The 22,378-nt window shown below is 57.1% G+C and carries 27 protein-coding genes, 3 tRNA genes and 1 pseudogene; 17 read left to right on the top strand and 14 right to left on the bottom strand.

Features of this window, described 5'->3' with window-relative positions; translation table 11 throughout:
* Window positions 1–166 precede the first annotated feature (166 nt).
* Entirely contained in the window at window positions 167–1,258 is a 1,092-nt protein-coding gene (locus ACIQVE_RS04490) for a hypothetical protein (protein WP_402804946.1), read from the top strand.
* A gap of 55 nt (window positions 1,259–1,313) precedes the next feature.
* Here ACIQVE_RS04490 and ACIQVE_RS04485 read toward each other — a convergent pair whose 3' ends face one another.
* On the bottom strand, window positions 1,314–2,390 hold the full coding sequence (locus tag ACIQVE_RS04485; protein ID WP_402804944.1) for a 3-deoxy-7-phosphoheptulonate synthase: 1,077 nt from the start codon (window positions 2,388–2,390) through the stop codon (window positions 1,314–1,316).
* Between the two features lie 641 nt (window positions 2,391–3,031).
* Between ACIQVE_RS04485 and ACIQVE_RS04480 the strand changes: the two genes are divergently transcribed.
* The 7 genes from ACIQVE_RS04480 to ACIQVE_RS04450 all read left to right on the top strand — a co-directional run bounded on the left by ACIQVE_RS04480 (window position 3,032) and on the right by ACIQVE_RS04450 (window position 7,199).
* Window positions 3,032–3,475 (top strand): GNAT family N-acetyltransferase, encoded by a 444-nt coding sequence (locus ACIQVE_RS04480; RefSeq protein WP_402805209.1) that lies wholly within the window; start codon window positions 3,032–3,034, stop codon window positions 3,473–3,475.
* A 126-nt stretch (window positions 3,476–3,601) separates the two neighbouring features.
* Entirely contained in the window at window positions 3,602–4,243 is a 642-nt protein-coding gene (gene uvrY / locus ACIQVE_RS04475; RefSeq protein WP_016984198.1) for a UvrY/SirA/GacA family response regulator transcription factor, read from the top strand.
* A gap of 1 nt (window position 4,244) precedes the next feature.
* Entirely contained in the window at window positions 4,245–6,068 is a 1,824-nt protein-coding gene (uvrC, locus tag ACIQVE_RS04470; RefSeq protein ID WP_402804942.1) for an excinuclease ABC subunit UvrC, read from the top strand.
* Window positions 6,069–6,100: 32 nt separating this feature from the next.
* Window positions 6,101–6,661: a CDP-diacylglycerol--glycerol-3-phosphate 3-phosphatidyltransferase gene (pgsA, locus tag ACIQVE_RS04465; RefSeq protein WP_042559374.1), complete on the top strand. Its 561-nt coding sequence runs from the start codon at window positions 6,101–6,103 to the stop codon at window positions 6,659–6,661.
* Window positions 6,662–6,721: 60 nt separating this feature from the next.
* A tRNA-Gly gene (locus ACIQVE_RS04460) sits at window positions 6,722–6,797 on the top strand.
* Between the two features lie 45 nt (window positions 6,798–6,842).
* Window positions 6,843–6,916 (top strand) — tRNA-Cys (locus tag ACIQVE_RS04455).
* A 196-nt stretch (window positions 6,917–7,112) separates the two neighbouring features.
* A tRNA-Leu gene (locus tag ACIQVE_RS04450) sits at window positions 7,113–7,199 on the top strand.
* A 93-nt stretch (window positions 7,200–7,292) separates the two neighbouring features.
* Here ACIQVE_RS04450 and ACIQVE_RS04445 read toward each other — a convergent pair.
* The 9 genes from ACIQVE_RS04445 to ACIQVE_RS04405 all read right to left on the bottom strand — a co-directional run bounded on the left by ACIQVE_RS04445 (window position 7,293) and on the right by ACIQVE_RS04405 (window position 11,423).
* Complete coding sequence (locus tag ACIQVE_RS04445) at window positions 7,293–8,324, bottom strand: tyrosine-type recombinase/integrase (protein WP_402804940.1); 1,032 nt, start codon at window positions 8,322–8,324, stop codon at window positions 7,293–7,295.
* Window positions 8,325–8,528: a DUF4224 domain-containing protein gene (locus tag ACIQVE_RS04440; RefSeq protein ID WP_402804938.1), complete on the bottom strand. Its 204-nt coding sequence runs from the start codon at window positions 8,526–8,528 to the stop codon at window positions 8,325–8,327.
* The gene (locus ACIQVE_RS04435; RefSeq protein ID WP_402804936.1) at window positions 8,525–9,001 is read right to left on the bottom strand and encodes a hypothetical protein; all 477 of its coding nucleotides are present in this window, start codon (window positions 8,999–9,001) and stop codon (window positions 8,525–8,527) included. The genes ACIQVE_RS04440 and ACIQVE_RS04435 overlap by 4 nt, the downstream gene beginning before the upstream one ends.
* Before the next feature lie 11 nt (window positions 9,002–9,012).
* Window positions 9,013–9,378 (bottom strand): pyocin activator PrtN family protein, encoded by a 366-nt coding sequence (locus ACIQVE_RS04430; RefSeq protein ID WP_402804934.1) that lies wholly within the window; start codon window positions 9,376–9,378, stop codon window positions 9,013–9,015.
* Complete coding sequence (locus ACIQVE_RS04425) at window positions 9,371–9,550, bottom strand: hypothetical protein (protein WP_122707920.1); 180 nt, start codon at window positions 9,548–9,550, stop codon at window positions 9,371–9,373. The genes ACIQVE_RS04430 and ACIQVE_RS04425 overlap by 8 nt, the downstream gene beginning before the upstream one ends.
* Window positions 9,537–9,818 (bottom strand): phage antirepressor KilAC domain-containing protein, encoded by a 282-nt coding sequence (locus ACIQVE_RS04420; RefSeq protein WP_402804931.1) that lies wholly within the window; start codon window positions 9,816–9,818, stop codon window positions 9,537–9,539. Before ACIQVE_RS04420 ends, ACIQVE_RS04425 begins: the two co-directional genes overlap by 14 nt.
* 11 nt (window positions 9,819–9,829) lie before the next feature.
* Window positions 9,830–10,420 carry a hypothetical protein gene (locus ACIQVE_RS04415; protein WP_402804929.1) on the bottom strand — a complete coding sequence of 197 codons (591 nt, stop codon included), beginning with the start codon at window positions 10,418–10,420 and terminating at the stop codon, window positions 9,830–9,832.
* Entirely contained in the window at window positions 10,417–10,596 is a 180-nt protein-coding gene (locus tag ACIQVE_RS04410; RefSeq protein ID WP_402804927.1) for a hypothetical protein, read from the bottom strand. The genes ACIQVE_RS04415 and ACIQVE_RS04410 overlap by 4 nt, the downstream gene beginning before the upstream one ends.
* Window positions 10,597–10,673: 77 nt before the next feature.
* A complete protein-coding gene (locus tag ACIQVE_RS04405) occupies window positions 10,674–11,423 on the bottom strand; it encodes an XRE family transcriptional regulator (RefSeq protein WP_402804925.1) in 750 nt (249 codons plus the stop codon).
* 100 nt (window positions 11,424–11,523) lie between these two features.
* Here ACIQVE_RS04405 and ACIQVE_RS04400 point away from each other — a divergent pair, with 100 nt between their 5' ends.
* The 6 genes from ACIQVE_RS04400 (at window position 11,524) to ACIQVE_RS04375 (ending at window position 16,226) form a co-directional block, all read left to right on the top strand.
* Window positions 11,524–11,748, top strand: a complete 225-nt coding sequence (locus tag ACIQVE_RS04400) for a helix-turn-helix transcriptional regulator (protein ID WP_402804924.1) — start codon at window positions 11,524–11,526, stop codon at window positions 11,746–11,748.
* A 319-nt stretch (window positions 11,749–12,067) separates the two neighbouring features.
* Complete coding sequence (locus tag ACIQVE_RS04395; RefSeq protein WP_402804922.1) at window positions 12,068–12,586, top strand: phage regulatory CII family protein; 519 nt, start codon at window positions 12,068–12,070, stop codon at window positions 12,584–12,586.
* A complete protein-coding gene (locus tag ACIQVE_RS04390) occupies window positions 12,579–12,803 on the top strand; it encodes a TraR/DksA family transcriptional regulator (RefSeq protein ID WP_116254822.1) in 225 nt (74 codons plus the stop codon). The genes ACIQVE_RS04395 and ACIQVE_RS04390 overlap by 8 nt, the downstream gene beginning before the upstream one ends.
* Window positions 12,793–15,012: a VapE domain-containing protein gene (locus tag ACIQVE_RS04385; RefSeq protein WP_402804920.1), complete on the top strand. Its 2,220-nt coding sequence runs from the start codon at window positions 12,793–12,795 to the stop codon at window positions 15,010–15,012. The genes ACIQVE_RS04390 and ACIQVE_RS04385 overlap by 11 nt, the downstream gene beginning before the upstream one ends.
* Window positions 15,005–15,364: a hypothetical protein gene (locus ACIQVE_RS04380; protein ID WP_402804918.1), complete on the top strand. Its 360-nt coding sequence runs from the start codon at window positions 15,005–15,007 to the stop codon at window positions 15,362–15,364. The genes ACIQVE_RS04385 and ACIQVE_RS04380 overlap by 8 nt, the downstream gene beginning before the upstream one ends.
* A gap of 529 nt (window positions 15,365–15,893) precedes the next feature.
* Window positions 15,894–16,226: a phage holin family protein gene (locus ACIQVE_RS04375; RefSeq protein WP_047598490.1), complete on the top strand. Its 333-nt coding sequence runs from the start codon at window positions 15,894–15,896 to the stop codon at window positions 16,224–16,226.
* A 574-nt stretch (window positions 16,227–16,800) separates the two neighbouring features.
* Here the strand turns inward: ACIQVE_RS04375 and ACIQVE_RS04370 are convergent.
* From ACIQVE_RS04370 to folE, 4 genes are all read right to left on the bottom strand, one after another.
* Entirely contained in the window at window positions 16,801–17,106 is a 306-nt protein-coding gene (locus ACIQVE_RS04370; protein WP_402804917.1) for a DUF6482 family protein, read from the bottom strand.
* A 14-nt stretch (window positions 17,107–17,120) separates the two neighbouring features.
* Window positions 17,121–17,831 (bottom strand): SDR family oxidoreductase, encoded by a 711-nt coding sequence (locus ACIQVE_RS04365; protein WP_402804916.1) that lies wholly within the window; start codon window positions 17,829–17,831, stop codon window positions 17,121–17,123.
* The gene (locus tag ACIQVE_RS04360) at window positions 17,828–18,370 is read right to left on the bottom strand and encodes a DUF3833 domain-containing protein (protein WP_042559367.1); all 543 of its coding nucleotides are present in this window, start codon (window positions 18,368–18,370) and stop codon (window positions 17,828–17,830) included. The genes ACIQVE_RS04365 and ACIQVE_RS04360 overlap by 4 nt, the downstream gene beginning before the upstream one ends.
* An 82-nt stretch (window positions 18,371–18,452) precedes the next feature.
* Window positions 18,453–19,010 (bottom strand): GTP cyclohydrolase I FolE, encoded by a 558-nt coding sequence (gene folE, locus ACIQVE_RS04355; protein ID WP_047301436.1) that lies wholly within the window; start codon window positions 19,008–19,010, stop codon window positions 18,453–18,455.
* Between the two features lie 371 nt (window positions 19,011–19,381).
* On the opposite strand from folE, the pseudogene ACIQVE_RS04350 reads away from it, so the two are divergent.
* From ACIQVE_RS04350 to ACIQVE_RS04340, 3 genes and pseudogenes are all read left to right on the top strand, one after another.
* Window positions 19,382–19,544, top strand: a pseudogene (locus ACIQVE_RS04350) (muconolactone Delta-isomerase family protein); the annotation flags it as partial.
* Window positions 19,545–19,831: 287 nt separating this feature from the next.
* Window positions 19,832–21,385, top strand: coding sequence for a sensor domain-containing diguanylate cyclase (locus ACIQVE_RS04345; protein WP_402804915.1), 1,554 nt, complete (start codon window positions 19,832–19,834; stop codon window positions 21,383–21,385).
* Between the two features lie 609 nt (window positions 21,386–21,994).
* Window positions 21,995–22,378: Hcp family type VI secretion system effector (locus ACIQVE_RS04340; protein ID WP_402804913.1), on the top strand; the 384-nt coding region annotated here is incomplete at its 3' end.

The raw sequence follows: 22,378 nt of genomic DNA, 5'->3' as shown, positions 1-22,378 counted from the left end.
CTGGCCGTCTCCTGCTGGAAGCAACTCGATCTCGCGTAAGTTGCCTACCGGACCCACAGCTTTTGCGCCATGGATGCGGCGAATTGGGCTGATAGGCAGAGCGCCCTCAAAGGCGTTCAATGTTGGCTATCGACGCCGTCAATGAAGACAGCGTTTTGTCCAAGGAATGGAACTGCGAATGAACACGCATGAGATCGAGTTTTGTTACCGGATGCGCCACCCAGCCAGCGCCAGCAAGACAGTTGAATTGTTGCCTGCAGCAACGCTCGATGCGCTGGAGGGCGCCGTCCTCGACCCCTCGCAAAGCAAGATCGTCGTCCGTATCGCCCCGTATGCAAACATGGCCTGCGGTGATCAACTGCAGTTGAACTGGGACGGCCTGGATATCGAGGGCTACGTTTATCAGCATGAAATGGTGCGCTTCGTCAGCGAAGCTCAGGTTGGCAAAGACGTCATTTTCGTTATCAAGGGCATGCATGTCGCGGCTTTGGATGGCGGTTCACTAGAGGTTTACTGGACACTCGTCAGTACAGCCTTGTCCGAACCCGCAGCGTCTGCGCGCCTGCAATTGTCTGTGGGCGATACGCGGGCGCAGTTGCTGGCGCCGCATGTCGAAGGTGCCAGCGGCGGGACGCTGGACCCGGCACGTGCAGCCGATGGCGTACTCATTACGCTTCAGCCATACGCGCGGATGACTGCCGGCGACCAGGTTTCGTTGCTGTGGTCTGGCGACGCATCGCCCCTGTCGTTCAGCGATCGATTGAAGGTCGAAGCCTTCGCAGTCGCCGATGTCCTTTCATTCTGGGTCGCGCCTGAATACATCGCGGCACATCTTGGTGGCGAGGTATCGGTACGTTACCGAGTTGAGCAGGCGAGTGGAGTGGTGCGCGAATCCGAGCCAGCGAGAATTCTCATCACGCCATTGCTGCGTGGCGAGTTGGATGCGCCTGATGTGCTTGAAGCTGAGGATGGCGTGCTACTGACGGAAGATTCGATTGATGGCGTCACCGTGGTGATCGGTAATGCCCGGACGCAAGAAGGTGAGCTGGTCTATCTCAAGTGTGACGGCGAATACTTCAATCACCGGGACGACCGTGAAATCACTCGCGAAACAGCGGGAAAACCGCTGATTTTCATCGTTCCGCAGCGCTTTTGGCGTGAGCACCATGGGTCGACCGTTCGTGTTGCCTACACGGTCGAGCGACTGGACGATGTCAGTCAGGTGTCTGCGGTAACACAGGTGCGGGTCGAGGCGTAGCTCAAGCGCGATTTGCCCTCCGGTTTTTTGACCAACCGGAGGGCCGCTCTTGCAATCAGCCTGTGGCTTGCGCGCCAAGAAGTTGAGCGGCATCGAGCAACAGTTGCTCGGTTGCGCTGAAACCCAGGCAGCCATCAGTGATCGAAACACCGTAATGCAGCGATGCACTCAATGGCTGGCAACCTTCGAACAGATGCGACTCCAGCATCATGCCGATCAAAGAACGATCGCCCTGCAAGCGCTGCTCAAGCACTTCGTTGAAAGCGGCTGGTTGGCGCAGCGGATCCTTGCCGCTATTGGCATGGCTGCAATCGACCATGATTCGGCTTGGGATTTTCAGTCGATTCAGGTCGGCGTTAATCCGCGCCACGCTCTCGCGATCATGATTTGGCCCCTGATGGCCGCCGCGCAACACCAGATGGGTGTCAGGGTTACCGGGTGTCTGAATGATGGCCGGGTGGCCTTGGCTGTCGACACCAAAATGCCGATGGGGATGGGCTGCCGAACGCATGGCGTCGATTGCAACGGTTGCGCCACCGTCGGTGCCGTTCTTGAAGCCCACCGGCATGCTCAAGCCGCTGGCCATTTCGCGATGGATTTGCGATTCAGTGGTGCGTGCGCCGATCGCGACCCAACTGAGCAGATCGTCGAAGTAGCCGGCTGCCATCGGTTGCAACAATTCGGTCGCCACGGGTAAGCCGAGCTGGATCATTTCCAGCATCAGCTCGCGGGACAGTGACAGGCCGCCGGCCATGTCATCACTACCATCCAGATGCGGGTCGTAGGCCAGACCTTTCCAACCGACGGTGGTGCGCGGTTTTTCGACGTAGGCACGCATCACCAGGAGCATTTCGTCGCTGACTTCTTCAGCCAGTCGAGCGAGTTTGCCGGCGTATTCAAGGGCGGACTGAGGGTCATGGATTGAGCAAGGGCCGACAATTACCAGCAGGCGCTGGTCTTCACCGTTGAGGATTTCGCGAACCGCCTGGCGGTGGGCGGCTACTTGTTGGCTCAAAGCGTTGCTCAGTGGCAATTGCTGTTTGAGCTGCAACGAGCTGGGCAGACGCTGGGTCAGGGCTTCGTTGGCGCAAGTGAGGGTGGACAATGGCAGTGCAGAAACGGACGAGTTCATATTCGGTCTTCCTGGGCAGACGGCGGGTGCTTCCCGCTCGCTCAGCCCTACTGGGGTGTTCGACAATTGGCCGTATTGGCTACGTTTGCGTGTTTGCCACCTGTGGGTGACCGATCGGAGGCGGCAGGCTGTCCCGAGCGGAGGCTGGTAAATCGCCAGGCGCTAAAGCTGTCGTAACGGTAATAAGTGGCGTAGTTCATTTCGTGAATCCTCAAAAGTGTCTGGTGTGTTGCTGAAAAAGTGTGGGGCCTGAAAAAACAAAACCCCCGGTCGGGAAGCCGACCGGGGGTTGAGAAATCTCTGGTAGGCGACCCGTTTACTTGGGCGCCGTGTGGGTATCAGGCGCGCCAGTGGCTAAACCAATACCCAAAATAAAAGCTGACCGGAGTGCAAACGTCATTCGCCCGGGCAGCCGCAACCGAGCGCAGTGCGCTGGCGGTATGAAGCTGTGAGAGGGCATTGAACATGGCTTGTCTCCGATGAATGCGCCGAGCTTACTAGAGGCCGACACGCCTCAGCAATCAGAAAATGCTATCGAGCAGCCAATGAAACACCTATTGCTTGAGTGCAGCAAGCGTTGTGACACACTCCGCTTTTGCCCGCAGATGACGGGGGCGGGTGAGTCCCGTGATGGAGGCAGGATGAGATTTCGTATGTGTCGCGCGACACCTGAAGACTTGGCGTTTGCCCGCGATCTAACCTGTCAGAACATGTTGCGTTACTACATTCATCATGAGCTGTTGTGGCAGGACGAGGCGTTCGACGTGGCATGGTCGGGGCGTGAGAACTGGCTGATCGTAATTGATGAGGCGCCGGCAGGTTTTTTCAGTCTGAGCCGGGATGCGCGGGCACTGTATATTCGTGAGCTGCAAATGGCTGAAGCCTTTCAGGGGCAGGGCGCAGGTTCCTGGGCGATCGATCAGATTATCGACATGACCCGGCAAGAAAGGCGCCCAGCGTTACGCCTGACAGTGTTCGGAAATAATCCGGCAAAAAAATTGTATGAGAGAAAAGGACTACACGTGCAGGGCGAGGACGAGTGTTTCCTGCGCATGCAGCTCGATATCAGTACACCTGTGCTCTGAAACCCACGGCCGGCAAGCCTTGATGACGGTTTGAAACTTTTTAAATGACGCTTGCCGCTAGGTCTGTCGGGCACTTTTTGCTAAGGTGTCCGGCATCCCAATAAGACCATATCGCGAGGTGTCTGCTTGATTAGGGTGCTAGTGGTCGATGACCATGATCTCGTTCGTACGGGCATTACACGGATGCTGGCCGATATTGATGGCTTGCAGGTGGTTGGCCAGGCCGAGTCCGGGGAAGAATCCCTGATCAAGGCCCGAGAGTTGAAGCCCGATGTGGTCCTGATGGACGTCAAGATGCCCGGCATCGGCGGCCTCGAAGCCACGCGCAAGCTGTTGCGCAGTCATCCGGACATCAAGGTAGTCGCGGTTACGGTGTGTGAAGAGGACCCTTTTCCTACACGGTTGCTGCAGGCTGGCGCTGCGGGGTATCTGACCAAGGGCGCCGGGTTGCCGGAAATGGTTCAGGCCATTCGCTTGGTATTTGCCGGCCAACGCTATATCAGCCCTCAGATTGCCCAACAATTGGCGATCAAGTCCTTTCAGCCGTCCAATGATTCACCCTTCGATGCCTTGTCCGAGCGTGAAATCCAGATCGCATTGATGATTGTCGGCTGTCAGAAGGTACAGATCATTTCTGACAAGTTGTGCCTGTCACCGAAAACCGTGAACACCTATCGCTACCGTATTTTCGAGAAGCTTTCGATCAGCAGCGACGTCGAGTTGACACTTTTGGCGGTTCGTCACGGCATGGTTGATGCCAGCCTCTGACATGACTGAAACATTCGATTCCAGTGCCTTTCTGTCGACCGTCAGCGGTCGCCCCGGCGTGTACCGCATGTTCGACAGCGATGCGCGCCTGTTGTACGTCGGCAAGGCCAAAAACCTCAAGAAGCGACTGGCCAGCTACTTTCGCAAAACCGGCCTGGCGCCGAAGACGGCTGCACTGGTCGGGCGCATTGCCCAGGTCGAAACGACCATTACCGCCAATGAAACCGAAGCACTGCTGCTAGAGCAGACGCTGATCAAGGAATGGCGGCCGCCGTACAACATTCTGTTGCGCGACGACAAATCCTATCCGTATGTGTTTTTGTCTGACGGCCAATTCCCGCGTCTGAGCATTCACCGCGGGGCAAAGAAGGCCAAGGGCAAATATTTCGGGCCTTATCCAAGTGCTGGCGCCATCCGTGAAAGTCTGAGCCTTCTGCAAAAGACGTTCTTCGTTCGCCAGTGCGAAGACAGTTACTACAAGAACCGCACCCGCCCGTGCCTGCAATATCAGATCAAGCGTTGCAAGGCGCCTTGCGTCGGCTTGGTTGAGCCTGATGTTTATGCCGACGACGTGCGTCATTCGGTGATGTTCCTCGAAGGGCGCAGTCATGCGCTGACCAACGAGCTGTCCACCGCGATGGAAGAGGCGGCGATCAACCTCGAGTTCGAGCGCGCCGCCGAGTTGCGTGATCAGATCGCTCTGCTGCGCCGTGTGCAAGATCAACAAAGCATGGAGGGTGGCACGGGCGATATCGATGTCATCGCAGCCTTCGTCAACCCGGGCGGCGCTTGTGTGCATTTGATCAGTGTCCGTGGCGGACGGGTGTTGGGCAGCAAGAACTTCTTCCCGCAGGTCGGTATTGATGAAGACGTTTCTGAAGTCATGGCGGCGTTTCTCGGTCATTACTTCATCAGCAGCCCGGAGCGCGACCTGCCCAGCGAGCTGATCGTCAACGTCATGCACGAAGATTTTCTGACGGTGATCGAGGCTATCCATGAATTGCGCGGCCGCGAACTGGCTATCAGTCATCGGGTACGTGGCACGCGCGCGCGCTGGCAACAATTGGCTGTCACCAACGCCGAGCAGGCGTTGGGTGCGCGTCTGGCCAATCGTCAGCACACTGCGGCGCGGTTTGAAGCCTTGGCTGAAGTGCTGAACCTGGATGAGCCGCCACAGCGTCTGGAGTGTTACGACATCAGTCATTCCAGTGGCGAGGCGACGGTCGCTTCCTGCGTGGTCTTTGGCCCGGAAGGCGCGATCAAATCGGATTACCGTCGCTACAACATCGAAGGTGTCACGCCGGGCGACGATTACGCCGCCATGCATCAGGCCCTGACCCGACGTTTCAGCAAGCTCAAGGACGGCGAGGGCAAGTTGCCGGACATTCTGCTGGTCGACGGTGGCAAAGGTCAGCTATCGATGGCCCGCGACGTGCTCAATGAGTTGGCCGTGCCGGACCTGATCCTGCTCGGTGTCGCCAAGGGTGCAACACGCAAGGCTGGTTTTGAAACGTTGTATCTGAATGATGCAGCGCACGAATTCACCTTGCGCGGTGACTCGCCGGCGCTACACCTGATTCAGCAGATCCGCGATGAAGCACACCGTTTTGCAATTACCGGACACCGCGCACGTCGTGGAAAAACCCGCCGTACGTCAACGCTGGAAGGCGTTGCCGGCGTGGGGCCGACCCGTCGTCGCGACTTGTTGAAACATTTTGGTGGATTGCAGGAGCTGACTCGTGCAAGCATCGAAGAGATCGCGAAAGCCCCGGGGATCAGTAAAAAGCTCGCAGAGTCGATTTATGCGAACCTGCATAGCGAGTAGAATGCCCCTTCACCTCGTAGCCAGTTGTGCCGATGAATATCCCTAATCTGATTACCGTTTTACGTGTTCTGCTCATCCCGATCTTCATTTTGCTGTTCTATCTGCCCTATCAGTGGAGTTACATGGCCTCCGCCTCGGTGTTTGCCTTTGCGGCAGCTACGGACTGGCTGGATGGTTATCTGGCCCGCCGCCTGGAGCAAAGTACTCCGTTTGGAGCGTTTCTTGATCCGGTCGCTGACAAACTCATGGTCGCTGTTGCGTTGGTGCTGCTGGTTCAAGAGCACGGCAATCTCTGGCTTACGCTGCCAGCGGCGGTGATTATCGGTCGCGAGATCGTCGTTTCCGCATTGCGTGAATGGATGGCCGAACTCGGTGCTCGAGCGCACGTGGCTGTATCGAATCTGGGCAAATGGAAAACCGCTGCGCAAATGCTCGCGCTGGTGATCCTGTTGGCTCATCCGAAGGATTTCAATTTCTGGGTTATCTTGGGCTATACCTTGCTGTTGGTGTCTGCTGGCCTGACTTTGTGGTCGATGGTTCAATACCTTCGCGCCGCCTGGCCACATCTGAAGACTGATGTAGAAAAGAAATAAAACTTTTTTGAATCAAGGGGTTGACGGAGCATCTTAATTCTATAGAATGCGCACCACCAAGCGGGAATAGCTCAGTTGGTAGAGCACGACCTTGCCAAGGTCGGGGTCGCGAGTTCGAGTCTCGTTTCCCGCTCCAATTTGTACGTGTTTGTTGTTGTGCTACTGACAGCAAATGCTTTGAGGCCGAGTAGCAAAATGGTTATGCAGTGGATTGCAAATCCACCTACGCCGGTTCGATTCCGACCTCGGCCTCCACTATAAACAAGCTCCGTAGATCCATGATTTACGGAGCTTTTTTATTTTCAGTGCGCTGCAAGATTTAGTCTTGAAAAACGGCCATTGCAAACTTGCTTCACCGGGAAGTGATGTATATATTTCCCGCTCGGCTGCTGAAGCCTGCATCCTCCCTGGATTGCGAGCAAGCCGCTGAAAACAGCAACAAAGCGCTACCGCCCGAATGGCGAAACTGGTAGACGCATGGGACTTAAAATCCCCCGCTCGTAAGGGCGTGCCGGTTCGATTCCGGCTTCGGGCACCATAAATATCAAGGGCTTGCATGACATATCTCGTGCAAGCCCTTAATTTTTTTTTCCGCAATCAAAAGAACTTTTCCGCAATTCGTGACCGTTAGTCACTTTGTAGGGGTTACCTTCATGCCCTTACGCATCCGGATATACTGCTCCGTCATCCCGACAGTTGTATGCCCCAGTTGGTCTCGAGCTTCGCGAATGCTCCCTGTTGATTCCTCTTTGTCGGTTGCCGCTTTTGCTCGTAAATCCCGCATCTGAAATTCTGCTTTCGGAATCCCGGCTGCCTCCCTGGCGTCATCAAACCTTTTCCTGAGCATGCTCGTCGTCATCGGCTGTCCAGAGTCGATTACTACCAGGCGTGTTGATCTGATTTTGTAGCCAGACTTGCGAGCCATGATTCGATCTATCACGATTTTTAGCTCTCCAATAATCTCGATCCTTCGTTTCGCACCAGTCTTCCCCTGCTGGACGGCAAGCTTTCCTTCTTTTATGTCTCGCTCATCCATTTTCAATGTGTCGGCCACCCTTTGACCTGTCAGATAGAACAGGTCTAAGGCATCTCTCAGTGGTTGATCGGCGTACTGATATGCTTTGGCAAGAACGTCGTCTTCGACATATACGTCGCGCCCATATTCCTTATTGCCCTTTATCCCGGCGCAGGGGTTTGCCAGGGACGTGTAACCATTCTCTCGAGCAAAGTTCCAAATGGAGCTAAGTAAGGCCTTTTCTCGATTCGCGCGAACTGGTGCTGTTTTGCCCCGGTGACGAAGGTACTGACTGACATGTTTCGGTTCGATCGCTTCAAGCGGGGCGGGCGGATCGTTGAAGAACAGCAGAAGGTTTTTCAGTTCGCGCACGTTGTCCTTTTGAGTGGCATGGGCTTTGGTTGGGACGATCTCTTTCATATAGAGCTCGGCAACGTATGCAAAGGTTAATACTTCTTGCATTAAGGCCTCAGACACACGGCTTTTCTCCAGTTTTGCGTACTCTAAAATGGCAAGGCCATAGTCAGTACCCAAGGGGATTTCTTTGCGCGGTTTTCCACCGGTGTCATACAGGTAGTAGGTTGTATTGCCGCGCTTTCTCTCACGCAAGCGGGGAATGCTCCCCGGTTTCGTTGGTCTTCGTCCCATCTATCCCACCAAACGTGGCTGCCACTTCGGCGTTTCCGATGTGGTGGTAGTTCCTGTTAGCGCTGAAGTCACGACGCATGGCCATCCATTCCGTTTTATCGTATGGCGGATCCCGTTTCGCTTTAAAACAGTGATCTGACCTGCTTTGGTTTTGGCACCGGTCAATTCGCATACCTGCTCATGGCTTAAAAACTGGATAGTCATGCTGCCTCCTTGCGAAGTCCTAAAGCGTTTTTCAAAGGTGCTGGCTGATTGGAGTGTTCGTCCTCCAAGGCCGGCGGCAAGCTTCCTGCTGCCATCGCGAGCGCCTGTTCGCGAAGGGATCGAGCATCACGTTCAAGTTTCTTTCCGGTACGAAAAGCGCTGAAGGTCTCGGCCGCGATACGCAGCAGCTCGCTGATGGCTACCAGCGTCTGGTGTTCGGCCGGGCCGAAGAAGGGACCTGCTTCAAGTCGTTTGCAGGTTTGTGCCAAACGAATGTGATCGGCTCGGATGAACTGCAGTGAGGCCCGAAGCTCGCGGATGGTTTTGGCGCTTGCGGCGCGCTGGATGTCTTCACCCTCGCGCAGGCCGGTCTCCAGACCATCGCTGCGGCCCATGATGTAACCGCCCCAGAGCAGCAGAGCGGCCAGAATTATCAGGATGACGAGTGCACCGATTTGTATTGGGGTAATCATGTGGTGTGCTCCTAGGATTGTCGTTGGCTGGTGGTGACAGCCGTCAGTGGTGTGGGGGCGGCATGGCGTTGGCCGTCCTGCTGTCGCTGCATGTCTTCATCAGCCTTGTAGGCGCGGATGTCGATCAGCGAGGCAACGTGGCGGATGTGTGCGTACTTAAGCGCCTTGCGGCTGGTGTCCAGCGTGGTTATCGGAAGCTGGATCCGACCGCTGTTGATCTCCGTCACGAACGACTGCTCGTTGAGATTGCGAAAGTACTGCTCGCGGACTTTTTCGAGCGGGATCAGGACGTCACCGAAGATTCGATAGAGCAGTTCGACGGTGGCCGATTCGGGCGCCGGATGCAGGCGAAGGGGATTCTGTGCAGCGTTACTCATGGCCTTGTCGAGCCTCCTTGCGTTGTTGTCGTGCCGGGTGGTTCCAGGCGTTCAGGCAGTGGCGTCTGGTCAGCTCGCGCAGATGTTCGGGCACTTCGAGGAGCGCGGCGTTGCGCTCCTCGCGTGTGCGCATAGCAACGATCTGGCGGGCGTACTCCCTAGGCCACGTCACGGCGATCTGCCGGGATGGCAGGTAGATCGATGTCCAACTGCTCGGCCAGCCAGCGGATGCCGGCTTGCATGACGCGGGTCGACTGGCTGTACTGCATTCCGTATTTTTCGTCATACCAGGGGCTGTCCTTGACCCGCAGGTACGCTTTGTCGCGCTTCGGGTCCGCCGGCAGGTTTCCCTTGAGCAAACCTTTTTCCCGCATGAGGGCGATCAGTTTGGGGCGAGTGAGGCCGAGTTGAGCGGCTGCTTGGGCGAGGGTGCGTTCCATAGCGTTCTACCTCAAGCCGCGTGCGCAGCAGGAGTGGCTGCTGCTGCAAGGTGGTTGATGGACTCAATGAGCCTTGCGTAGATCTCGGCATCGGGGTTGTACAAGGTGAAGCAGCGCGTATGCGGACTCTTGTTGCCGATGCTCAAGATGGCGGTAACGCCGCGGCGCGAACGGGTACGATGCAGCGCCACATGCAGGGGAAGTTCGAGGCCCATGTCGAGGCTCAGCACGCCGCCGGTGTGCACCAGTTCGAACACGCGCTGCTTGTCCTGAACTTCAAAGCGACCGTATTGACGATCGGCATGCGGGAGATGCACTAGGTCGCTGGAGTTGCTCGTGTCGAACGGACCGTTGGCTATCTCCTCAATGAAGTCGGCCAGTTTGAGGTGCATCCTCTTTTCGTTCTGCAGGGTCAGCGTGTGGCGTTCGCTGCCCAGCTCGACGACAAAAGTGCTTTCCACTGTGCCGCGCTCAGCCTTGAGGCGGAACGCCAGGCATTCACGCTTCGGTGCTGTGCGCAGGACGTGGTTGAAGGTCTCGGTCAGGTTGACCTGGGCATTGAGCAACTGCAGGGTGCGGTTGTCGATCTTGTACTTGATCATGCCGCGCGCCCTCCACCGTTTGGATCGATAGGAGAGGGCTGGCAGGACTTGGCGACAAGCTTGGGTTTGCTGTTATGAATGATGACCAGACAGCCCGTGGCGAGCTGCAGCTGTTCGATCAGTTTGCGGTTGCTGACGCATGCCGGATGGACATGCAGGGTTGCGGTAGTGCGCATGAGTATTGCCTCGCTCTGTGGTAAAGAGTGAGGCAAATATCACGTATCGTGCTTGCCGGTGTCAACACATATCGTGCTTAAGGTGTGGCGGCACTATGTAGAAAGCGTGATGATTTGAGAATTCCGCCTACAAGGTGAATTTCCTCAACCTCTTGCTCTGGTAGGTGGATGCTCTCGTGATCCGTATTGACGCTATCCAGTCTGTACATTCCATCGCGCAAGTAAATGAATTCTTTGATCATGGTTCGCCCCGAAGACGTACGAACCATGACCTCGTCTCCGCTGTAGAAGTTCTTGTTGGGCTCTATGAGGACGAATTCGCCATGTTTGATGCGCGGCATCATGCTGTCGCCAGTGACCCGCAGACCATAAGCGTCAGGGTCATCGCTATGGATATTCAAGTATCCGTCGCCGTGTCCAGGCGGGAAATCAAGCGCCTCGAAAAAACCTTCATTTCCTAATTGAGCGTTTCCTAACACCGGTACTCTTCCGTCCTTAGCCCAGCCAACATTGCTACTAACAGGTTGCCCCTTATCTTTCGAGCGTCCGTATTGCGCAACCAAGCGATCTTCGGATCGCACTCGGCCTTGGATTGCATCGGGGTATGACTCAATTTCTGAACGATCTCGTCCCGCTACCAAGTCGGGGAATGACACCCCAAGTGCGGCCGAGATTTTTTCAAGATCTTGAAGGTTGGGTTGGCGAGCGCCTTTCTCATAGTTTCCTATGCGTGATTGCGATTCCCACCCGCAAGCGTATGCAAGAGCCTGCTGGCTCATGCCTTTAGCTTTGCGGTATTGCTTGATTCGTAAGCCTAATGTGTTCATGTGCTTTTTTTACCACGCACTGAAATTCTTTATCATCACTTTGCGTGTTGAAATGTCTGCGTATCGTGATTAAGATGGCGGCGGATTATTGGAGAACGCCATGAACTTAATCGCTCACCATCGAGAGAAGGCAGGCATCAAGCAGCGGGATTTAGTTTTCGCTTTGGGATGGACCCAAGCGCGTGTCAGCAATTACGAAGCCGGACGACGAACTGCAGGACTAGCGGAGTGCAGATCAATCGTCGTTGCTCTCAACAAGCTCGGGGCCCCATGTACTCTTGATGAGGTTTTTCCCCCTGTGAATGAACCGTCCAAAGCTGCATAGAAAAAAGGCGACCCAAGGGTCGCCCAGTTCCTCCCGACAGCATCACCACAATGCTGTCGGATCGCGATGTCGGAAGGCGAGCACACCACATGCCGCCGACTTTCATCGCGTTTCCAAGGCTCGGAAGCCTTGGTGTTGCTGCCGTTCTTACCACAGAGCTGGCAGCTGTTGCGCCAGGGGTGAACAACGGATTGTTCGCCCCGGCACGGTGCCGGTGTTGGTCTTACGAACCTAGCCGGCTTTGGGCCTCTCCAGACCACGCGGCAAATGTATCACCAACTTCTGTCGCGCGGCACTGGCAACTTTTAGGATTAATGCCATGAGCCGAATTGCTCTCAGTTCTCTGGAACGGGCGCAGCGGGAAATCCTGCCGCTCGATTTAGCGCTGTACCACGCCGCTCGCGATTACCCGGGCGGCGCTGCTGCCATCGCTGCCACGACAGGTCGTAACCCGACCACGCTGCAGCACAAGCTGTCGCCGACCCATCCGAGCCACTCCATCAATATTCAGGAGTTTGGCGAGATCCTCGAACTGACCAAGGATCGCCGCATTCTCGATGCGGTGCATGCGCTGGTCGGTGACACGGTCTGGCAGGAACTGGCCGACACCTACACCAACAATATGCCCGAGACCCTGACCACGGGTATCGCCGAATACTTCCGCCAGGTCGCGGATCTGGCCGAGACCTGGGCCAAGAGCATCGGCGACGGTGTGGTGACTGATCAGGAACTGGCTGCTATTCGTCTGCAGGTGTTCCGGGGTATTCAAGGTCTGCTCGGGTTGTTCAACCGCGCCACCTACGTCAACCAAACGACGCGAGGTGCTGACCGTGGCTGATATCGCCGATTTCGCTAACGATCTGGTGCAGGAACGCATCGATCAGGCCATGGCCGCGCGCAGCGCTGCCAAAGCAGAAAGCGCTGCCCATTCCTTGCTGTTCTGTGAAGCGTGTGACGATCCGATTCCGGAAGCCCGTCGCCTGGCCTCACCGGGTTGCTCGCAGTGCATCAGCTGCCAATCCCTGTCTGAGCGGGGGATTCAGCATGCTCGATGAGGTATTGGGCCAATTCGCCGATTACGGTCTGGAGCCAGCGCAACCGCTGGTGTTCGGCAAGCTGACCCGTTGCAAGACATCGCAGGACAAGGGCAAGGAAAAGAACGGCTGGTACGTGGTCCACGAGCAGCGCACGGAGAAGGGTGACACCCTGATCTTCGGCGCCTTCGGTGACTGGCGTTCGGGCGAGACACAGAAGATCAAGGTCAAGGCCGGTCGCATGTCCCCCGAAGAGCGTGAAGTGATGCGCGCCCGCCAGGAAGAAGCCAAGCGCCGCGCCGCCGAAATCGCGAATAACGCTGCGCGGCGGGCCGCGAAAAGGGCGCAGGGTTTGTTCGAGCGCATGCCCACCACCGGACGCAGCGATTACCTGGACCGCAAGCAGATCGTCGGCATCAAGGTACGTTACGCGCCGCGCACCGGCGCGGTACTGGTTCCAATGAACAATGCTCGTGACCAGATCATGGGCCTGCAGGTGATCTTCCCGAACAAGCAGGAAGACACCGGTCGCGACAAATCCTACTGGCCATACGGCATGGCGAAGGAGGGCACCTTTCACCTGCTCGGTCCGCACCCTGAGCCGGGCGAACCAGTACTGGTCTGCGAGGGTTACGCCACCGGCGCCAGCCTGCACATGGCGACATCGCTCGCTGTGGCGGTGGCCTTCGATGCGGGCAACCTGTTGGCCGTGTGCAAGGCCATGCGCGAGCGCTTCGCCGGCTGCCCGCTGATCATCTGCCGTGACGATGACTGGAAAACCAAAAAGCCCAACGGCGATGCCTGGAACCCCGGCGAGGAGAAGGCGAGCAACGCCGCGCTGATCGTCGGCGCCCAGGTGGTCGCGCCGATCTTCTCGGTTGAGCGTCACGAGAAGTGGACCGACTTCAACGACCTGCACGTCGCCGAAGGTTTGGAGGCGGTACGTCGTCAGGTGCTGGCCGTGGTGCGTCCGCCGGCGGCTGGTGGCTGGAAAGATCAACTCGCTCGCAGTGAGAGCGGCGCCTTGATCGCGCACATGCAGAACGTCGAACTGATTCTCGCCCATGATGAACGCTGGGCCGGTGTGATCAGCTACAGCGCCTTCAGCTCGAAGATCGTCAAGCTCCGTGCTGCCCCGTATGGCGGCGGCACCGGCGAGTGGGCCGACATCGATGACGTGCGCGTCATGAAGTGGCTCGCGCAGCAGTACAACCTGCGCGTGAAGTCCTCGCACGTAATCGAGGCCGTCAGCGTCGTTGCTCACGACCACGCGTTTCACCCGGTGCGCGAGTACCTGAAAAAGCTGGAATGGGACCGCGTACCACGCCTCGAAGCCTGGCTCACCGACGTGATGGGCGTGCCGGCTTGCGACTACAGCTCAAAGGTCGGCAAGCGCTGGATGATTTCGGCGGTGGCGCGGGTGATGAAACCCGGCTGCAAGGCCGACTCGGTGATGATCCTCGAAGGCGCGCAGGGCGCCGGTAAGTCCACCGCCATGAGCGTGCTCGGTGGCGAGTGGTTCATGGACACGCCGTTTGCCCTCGGCGACAAGGATGGCTTTCAGGCGATCCGTGGCAAGTGGATCGTCGAGCTGGGCGAGCTGGACAGCTTCAACAAGGCCGAAAGCACCAAGGCCAAGCAGTTCTTCTCGGCGTCGACCGATACCTACCGCGAGAGCTACGGCCGCAGAACCATGGACGTGCCACGCCAGTGTGTGTTTGTCGGCACCACCAACCAGGACGAGTACCTCAAGGACGCCACGGGTAACCGCCGTTACTGGCCGGTGGCGTGTACCAAGGTCGACGTGGCGTTGCTGCGCGAGATCCGCGACCAACTGTGGGCCGAAGCGGTGTTCTGTTACGAGGCCGGCGATCTCTGGTGGGTAGGCCCGGACGAGGCGCCAATGTTCGCTGAAGCTCAGGACCAGCGTTTTGTCGTGGATGAATGGGAAGGTCCGATCCTGACCTGGCTGGAGGAGTCGCAGATCGGCGAGACCGCCACCGGCAGTGAGGTGATGAGTCAGGCACTCAAGCTCGATCCGGGGCATTGGGGCAAACCGGAGCAGATGCGCGTCGGCGCAATCATGCATCGGCTGGGCTGGCGACGGTTCCGTTTAGGGGCCTTGAGCAAGAGTGGTCAGCGGCCTTGGGCGTACAAGAAACCGGAAACTTGGGGCAGGGCGCCTGCGCTGCAAAAGGACGAGTTTGAGGAGCCGTGCTTCGATGATTAAGACGATCGACATGGCCCTCAAACAATGGGCGCAGGAGCTGCACAGCGACGAGGTGGCTGCTGGTTACTCGGGCGGCAACATGGTCGCGATGATGATGGAGAGTGGTGGTCAGCTCGTGCGTGGAAGGCGCGGCAGCAGGGTCCCGTTGGAGGCCTCGCTGGACATCGAGCGCATCGTGAAAAAACGCCTCGATCCCGAGCTGATGACGGTGGTGCAGGTGCATTACTGCCAGCCTGATGCGCCACTGACTACCCGTCTGGCGCAGAGCGGCTGCAACCGCAACACCTACTACCAGCGCCTACATGACGCCCACATCGTGGTCGAGCACTTCCTCTTGGGGGAAGCGGCTTGATCGTGGGCATCCCCTTGGCTCAGGCCGTCCCACCGGCCTGCCTCCGTCCCACCGCTTTTTGCGGTGGTGGGACGGGCGCAGACCGCGTCCTTGTTGGGCTGTCCCACCGTCCCACCTTTTTCATGCCTCCCGCCCGTGTATGCGTAGCGGGCATCAATGCGCGTATTCACGCGCACGCGTGCTTTTAAATATTCTCTCTTTACACGAGAAAGGAGAGTTAAAAGTAGGACGGTGGGGCAAAGCCCCAATCTGCGGGGCTTTCAGACGTCCCACCTTGTTTTAAGAAGGTGGGACGCATGGGACGCCACAACAGCAAAGGCCAGCCGGGATAGATATTCACCGACATTCGCCAGCCGTTCACCGGACGTAAGCCACACATTCACCGGATGGCATTAAACCGGTCTTGCTGCCACCAGAATCGACCTGTAAAAAGGGGCCATCTTCGATGGGTGCGACCGCCAAGCGCGTCAGGCCACCCACCACCTGACCCGGCCATTGCGCCGGGTCTTTTTGTTTAAGGGGCAGGGCAATGACGAATGAGCAACAGGCACTGGCAGAGATGCCGATCTGGTTGGTGATTGCCCTGTCATTGGTGGGTGGCGTCTCCGGCGAGATGTGGCGCGCTGACAAGGATGGGGCGCGAGGCTGGGCCTTACTGCGCCGCCTCGCGCTTCGCTCCGGCGCCTGCATCGTCTGCGGCGTGTCAGCGATGATGTTGCTCTTCGGCGCGGGCTTGTCGATCTGGACAGCAGGCGCCCTGGGTTGCCTGACCGCGATGGCCGGCGCCGATGTCGCGATCGGCTTGTACGAGCGCTGGGTAGCCAAGCGGCTGGATCTGAACGAGGCGGAACCGAAGGCATGAGCTGGGCAGGCCGGACGGGGCGCAGATTTCACGGGTCCTCCCCGAGGGGGGCCCCCTACACGGGTTATCGAACTCGCGGAATCTCTCTAGCTGAAACCTTTGCAGGGATGTCCGTCTTTCCAACGAGATTGGGGCAGGGCATGGCACTCGGATGCCGGCTCGACCGACCGGGCCGGGCAGAAAACCGCCGGGGACCCTGGGGACTTTCGAAAGGTACGGGGTCGGAAACCCGCGGGATCGTGTTAGTGGGAGGCCCTCCAGCTTACTGAAATTTCAATCATTGAAATCTTGAAAGGATTCATTGAAAAGCCGTTGAAAAGGAGGGCGGATGTCACCTGTTCATAAGCTGGCCCAAACCTGACCTGACGGCGCCTTTGGCCAATTGCTGTTGGAGAATACTCATTGGCCTATGTTCATGGGAGCGGGCCCGTGATCGCTGCAATCAATTCCACCGCTCGGTGGCGCGCTCTACATCTAGCGCCTGTAACGACGCTAGGTTGAAGGGCAACTGATCACCAGCACCAGGCGCAACCGGCGGGTAACGCTCATTCAGTGGAGCTCGGCGTTGTCCGATTCATAATGGTGTGGTGAGCGAAAACGGAATGCGCAGCTCTTCGACAGGCCCTGTATCCCGGCCGCACATTTCGTCGTGCACGCATTGCTGCACCAGCACGCAAGGAAATGCAGGGACGGTCTGCAGCAAGTCACGCAGGTGGGTGATCGAACGCAGGTGCATCGGCTTGGTCGCATCATCAAGCAAGGTGAACTGGCCGTGGTCCAGGCGGATCCGTGCCAGATAAAAACCACCTTCGAGTGACAGCAGTTCCAGCTCGCGTATTTCGCTGTTGGCCGCGTGTTCGGTGAGGGTCTTCAGGTTCATGCTTCACTCCTTGCCTACCAGGGCAGGCGTTCTCCATCGTAAGCAAAGAAATGGCCGCTGTCGGCCGGCGTCAACTGGTCTATCAAGGTCAGTAATTGGGCCGCGGCAAAGTCTGCCGGCCGGGCACTGGAGGCTCCGCGGAAAGGTTGCGACAACCCCGAGACAACCGTGCCTGGGTGCAGACTGAGCAAGCGGCTCTGCGGACGAGTGCGTGCCAGTTCGATGGCGGCGGTCTTGATCAGCATGTTCAGTGCAGCCTTGGAGGCGCGATAGGCGTACCAGCCGCCCAAACGGTTGTCGCCAATGCTCCCGACCTTTGCCGAAAGCATCGCCATCGCTCCCATTGGATCGAGCAGCGGCAGAAAGTGGCGCAGCACCAATGCCGGCCCCAGCGCGTTCACTTGAAACACGGTCTGAAGCGCCTCCGGCTCAATTGCACTGAGGCTTTTTTCCGGCTTGATCCCGTCGCGATGGAGCAGGCCGGCCGCGTGTACGATCAGTTGATACGGTGCTTCGGATGCCAGCTCGGTGGCGGCGCTGGCAATCGTTTCGGGTCGTTCAAGGTCCAGCTCGGGAACGGTATGGCGCCCCAGCGCGCGAACCCCGGCACAGCGCGGATCCTGTTCGAGCTGTTCGCAAAAAGCCGTGCCGAGGGTTCCACTGGCGCCGATCACCAGCGCGCGATAACCGTCGCCTAGCGAGGCCATGGTCAATACGCCATTCATTGGCTCGCTCCGGCGCCCTGGCGACGGAAGAATAGCGTCACCTGGCCGACCTCTACCCCGAACTTGGACATAGTGGTGCGGTTGATCAACGTGTCCTCATCCATCAGGTACATCCAGTCGTCCATGCTCATTTCATAGGTCGAGTCGTCGACCGGCAAGTTCAGGCGATAACGCCAGTGCAGCGTGTTTCCAGCGATTTGGCCCTTGGCGACACCCACCACATCATCCGCGCGACCGCTCCAGCGCCCCTGGCCCTCGGGCGTGAGGGTCCAGACGCGGCGCTGGCGTGTGCCGTCGCTGTATTGGAAGCGCTCGTCGAGAATCAGGTTGTTGCCCTCGCGGCGGCTGACGATGTCGACCTCGAAGCGCTTGACAACCTCACCGCTGCGCTTCTGAAACATCCCCCAGGCTTTGACGGGCTGGCTGAAAAAATGCTCCAGATTCAATGCCGGTTGCTGATCCGCATAACGGGCGACATCCACACTGCTGCAACTCCCAACGCTGAGGGCCATTGCCAGTATCAGTAGAAATCGGGTCATTGCCTTACTCCCTGAAGTACAAAGGTGATGAGTGTGAAGTTTCGAACTATGGGCTTGTACAGTGGGTAGGCCCTGTATAGGTTTATCGCCGTCCGATCAGCTGCAGAAACTCCTGCCGCGTCGTCGAACTATCACGGAAGGCTCCCAGCATTACGGAGGAAGTCATGACCGAATTCTGCTTCTCTACGCCGCGCATCATCATGCACATGTGCCTGGCTTCAATGACCACCGCCACACCGGCGGCATCGGTGATCTGCTGGATGGCTTCAGCAATCTGCCGGGTGAGGTTTTCCTGGATCTGCAGGCGACGCGCGAACATATCAACCACTCGCGCGACCTTTGATAGCCCCAGCACCCTGCCGGTGGGAATGTAGGCCACATGCGCCTTACCGATAAAGGGCAGCATGTGGTGCTCACACAAGGAATAAAGCTCGATGTCGCTGACGATCACCATTTCATCGCTCTGCGACTCGAACAAGGCACCGTTGGTGACGTCTTCCAGGCTCAACGTGTAGCCATTGCACAGATACTGCATCGCTTTGGCGGCACGCTTGGGCGTGTCTAACAGCCCCTCGCGCTCGGGGTTTTCACCGACGCCGACGAGAATTTCACGGTAATGGCTGGCTAGTAGTGGGTTCATTGAAGTTTCTCGCGGCGGTGCTGTGCGTGAGGGCCAATCCATGGTGAAATAGTTGTACGCAAATAAGTACTTTGTATAGGTTTATTCAAGATAGGCTGAAAAAAATCATCTGACAATGAATCGGCAATCTTTTTGTGCAGATGCGAAACCTCACATCGCAGAGTGGGAGGTTGCCCGGATAGCTTTCAATATGACGCTCGTTTTCGAAGGCCTCGAGGACCGTGTGGGCTCAACGGCGGATATCCCCCTGTCGTCGGGGAGTTTGCGATAGCCTCTCGAAAGCCAGTAAAGGGGGCTTATCAGGCCATAGAGGAAATAGCGGGGCGTGTCTCGTCCAGTTCGAGACCGAGCTACTCGCATTGTTGGGCGAGCAACGCGAAGGTCGGTGGCATCACCTGTGGCGCATCGCCAGGCACGACGCTAACTAAGCACGTTCGATGTGCCCAGCGTCGAAGCTTTGCACAACACGCTGATGTTGTTGCCTTTGTTTCCCTACATGGACATGACGCCGACGGCCTCTGCCGCCATTCGTAGTCAATCCATGTGGATGATCGTTGATTGGGTACCTAGCCGAGGGGAGGGAAGCGCACCATCCCGTGCGGATCACTCCGATTTGTCATCGGGGCTTTCATGGCCTATATCAGTCCGCGCTTCCTTTCCTGGCTGCTTCGCTGCGTTCATCAAGCGATGCGGAAGGGATGCGCTAATGGAATTCCAAAAATGAGGTTAGAGTGGTCATCCATGTCTGTTTCGGGTAGTCGCACAAAGCGGTTTGCGATTCAAAACTAATAAGGGCGAGTCATGCCTAGTGAGTCTTCGCAGTGGGTGTCAAAAAAGTAAAGGAGCCGGTACTCGCAACGTCTGAGCACGTTGTGACGAAAGACAAGTCTCGGGCAGCAATTCGCTTTCTGTTAACGGTTTGCCTTTCTCTGATGGTGGTTGCCATCTGGGAGGGCTGGAGCGCCCGTCAGTACCGCTTGCACGATAAAGAAATAGCGATGGCTAACCTCGCGCAAACATTGTCATCGCAGGCTCAAGCATCGATTAAGCAGGCGGATACCGTCCTGTTCAGCTTGGTTGATCGAATCGAAACGGAACGAATGAGGCTTGATTTGCCTCTTCTGAAGCGTCTACTCAGTGCCCAGCGTAATGAGCTGTCCCAGTTGCACGGATTGTTCATTTATGATCAGCAAGGTGCGTGGGTTGCGAACTCAAGCGGGATCTTGCCGCCAAATGCAAACAACTCCGACCGCGAATATTTTATTTACCATCGTGATCATCCTGACCGCGGCCCCCGCGTAGGACTATCCATCAAAAGTCGTTCAACGGGTGAATGGGTGCTGCCCGTCTCGCGCAGGATCAATAACCCTGACGGCACCTTTGCCGGCGTCGCACTGGCAACGATTTACCTCGATCATTTTCTCAAGCTCTACAACAGCATCGATATCGGCAGCAATGGGGTAATCAACCTTATTTCCGGCGACGCCAAGATCATCCTGCGGCGGCCTTTCAATGATGCCGTCATTGGTACCAGTGTCGCCAATGGTCCGCTCTTCACCCAACTGCTACCGAAGGGGCCTTCTGGAACGGCCACCGTACGATCCTATGTGGATGGTGTGGAGCGTGTCGTCGGATTTCGTCGGCTCGATGATTACCCCCTTGTGATTTTCTCAGCCATGAATAAAGAAGAGGTGCTGGCGAGCTGGCGACAAGAAACATTGATGAGCGCGGCTATTGTCTTTTTGCTCATGAGCATTTTGGGTGGAATTGGCTATCGCTTTGTCCGACTGATGCAGCAACAGAATCACATTCAGAACGAATTACTAGGTGCTCAAGACCAACTACTTGAGATCAATCGGACGCTGGAGTTACTAGCTCTAGAGGACGCCTTGACAGGTTTGGCAAATCGTCGCCAGTTCGATTTATTCACACAGGCTGAGATGGGACGGGCGAAACGCGGCCACACCACAATCGCCCTGCTGATGATCGATGTTGATCACTTCAAACGCTTTAATGATCGGTATGGGCACCTGGTTGGTGACGAATGCTTACGCAGGCTTAGCGCGATCATCAAAGAAAACATCAGGCGACCAGGAGATTTGGCTGCACGATTCGGTGGGGAGGAGTTCGCGGTCGTTCTTCCAGCCACGGACTACGTCGGGGCATTTATCGTCGCCGAGAAAATCCGCAAAGCCGTCCAACACTCGCAGATTGAACACCAAGATAGTGGGGAGGATATGGTGACGGTGAGCATTGGAGTAAGCGCATGTAGCCCGAGAGCCGAGGAGACACCCGACGAGTTAATTGGTGCTGCTGACAAAGCGCTCTACGTCGCCAAGAACAGCGGACGGAATAAGTCTGTAATCGCTGATTGAGATTGAAGTCTTCTTTGATTGCGCGCCTGATCGACAGCCGAAAAGCCGAAATGCCTGCTGAGAGCGATATTTTGATGCACGTAAGTCACGTCTTTGTTTTTTCGCTTTTATCGCCGACGACAGCCCGAGCGCCTTTTTAAATAGGATGTCTAGGTTCTCCTCAGCGAGGCCTGCGATTGCGATGACGACTCGGTAGCGTTGATCAGTGTGTTTTCGAGGTGGGGGGGAGGGTGAGACCCGCCAGCTCGCTTTGCAACGCCGATTTGATTAGCTTATGGAGTCGCTGCTGACGACCAAGGGCGTATTTCGCGAAGTGCGCAAAAAGTTGCGCAGTAGGTCATAATATTTTGCGGTAAAAATGCCTTGCAGGCCATGATTCACGTGCTCTGCAGCCAAGTGAGCAAGAAGTTGCGCAGTACTGCGCAACTTCTTGCGCACTTTTGCCATCGTTCCCCTGTGAAAAATCCTCAGAACCGCAGGGCAGGGCACTTTGCCCCCCGCCCGCCGGGGGCTTTACAAAACCTGGCACGATCCTTGATAACAGTCAGGCACCCACCGGGCGATTTCGCCTCCCGGGCACCTTAAATTTATCCGCAAGGAGAGCACCCCATGGCAACACCAGCGTACATGTCGGTTACCGGCGAAAAACAAGGCCTGATCACTGCAGGCGCATTCACCGCTGACTCCGTTGGCAACACCTACCAGGAAGGCCACGAAGACCAGGTCATGGTTCAGGCTTTCAGCCACGACGTGATCATCCCGCGTGACCCGCAATCCGGCCAACCAACCGGTCAGCGCGTTCACAAGCCAGTTGTGATCACCAAGGTCTACGACAAGGCTTCGCCTCTGCTGCAAGCCGCTCTGACTTCCGGCGAGCGCATGAGCGAAATCGTTATCCAGTGGTTCCGTACTTCTGCTCAAGGTACTCAAGAGCACTACTACACCACCAAACTGGAAGACGCGATCATCGTCGCCATCAACAAACAAATGCAC

Source organism: Pseudomonas sp. NPDC098747, assembly GCF_044760045.1.
Taxonomy (GTDB): domain Bacteria; phylum Pseudomonadota; class Gammaproteobacteria; order Pseudomonadales; family Pseudomonadaceae; genus Aquipseudomonas.
Note: the sequence above shows the minus strand (reverse complement) of the source record. Positions and strands in the feature narration are given on the sequence as shown.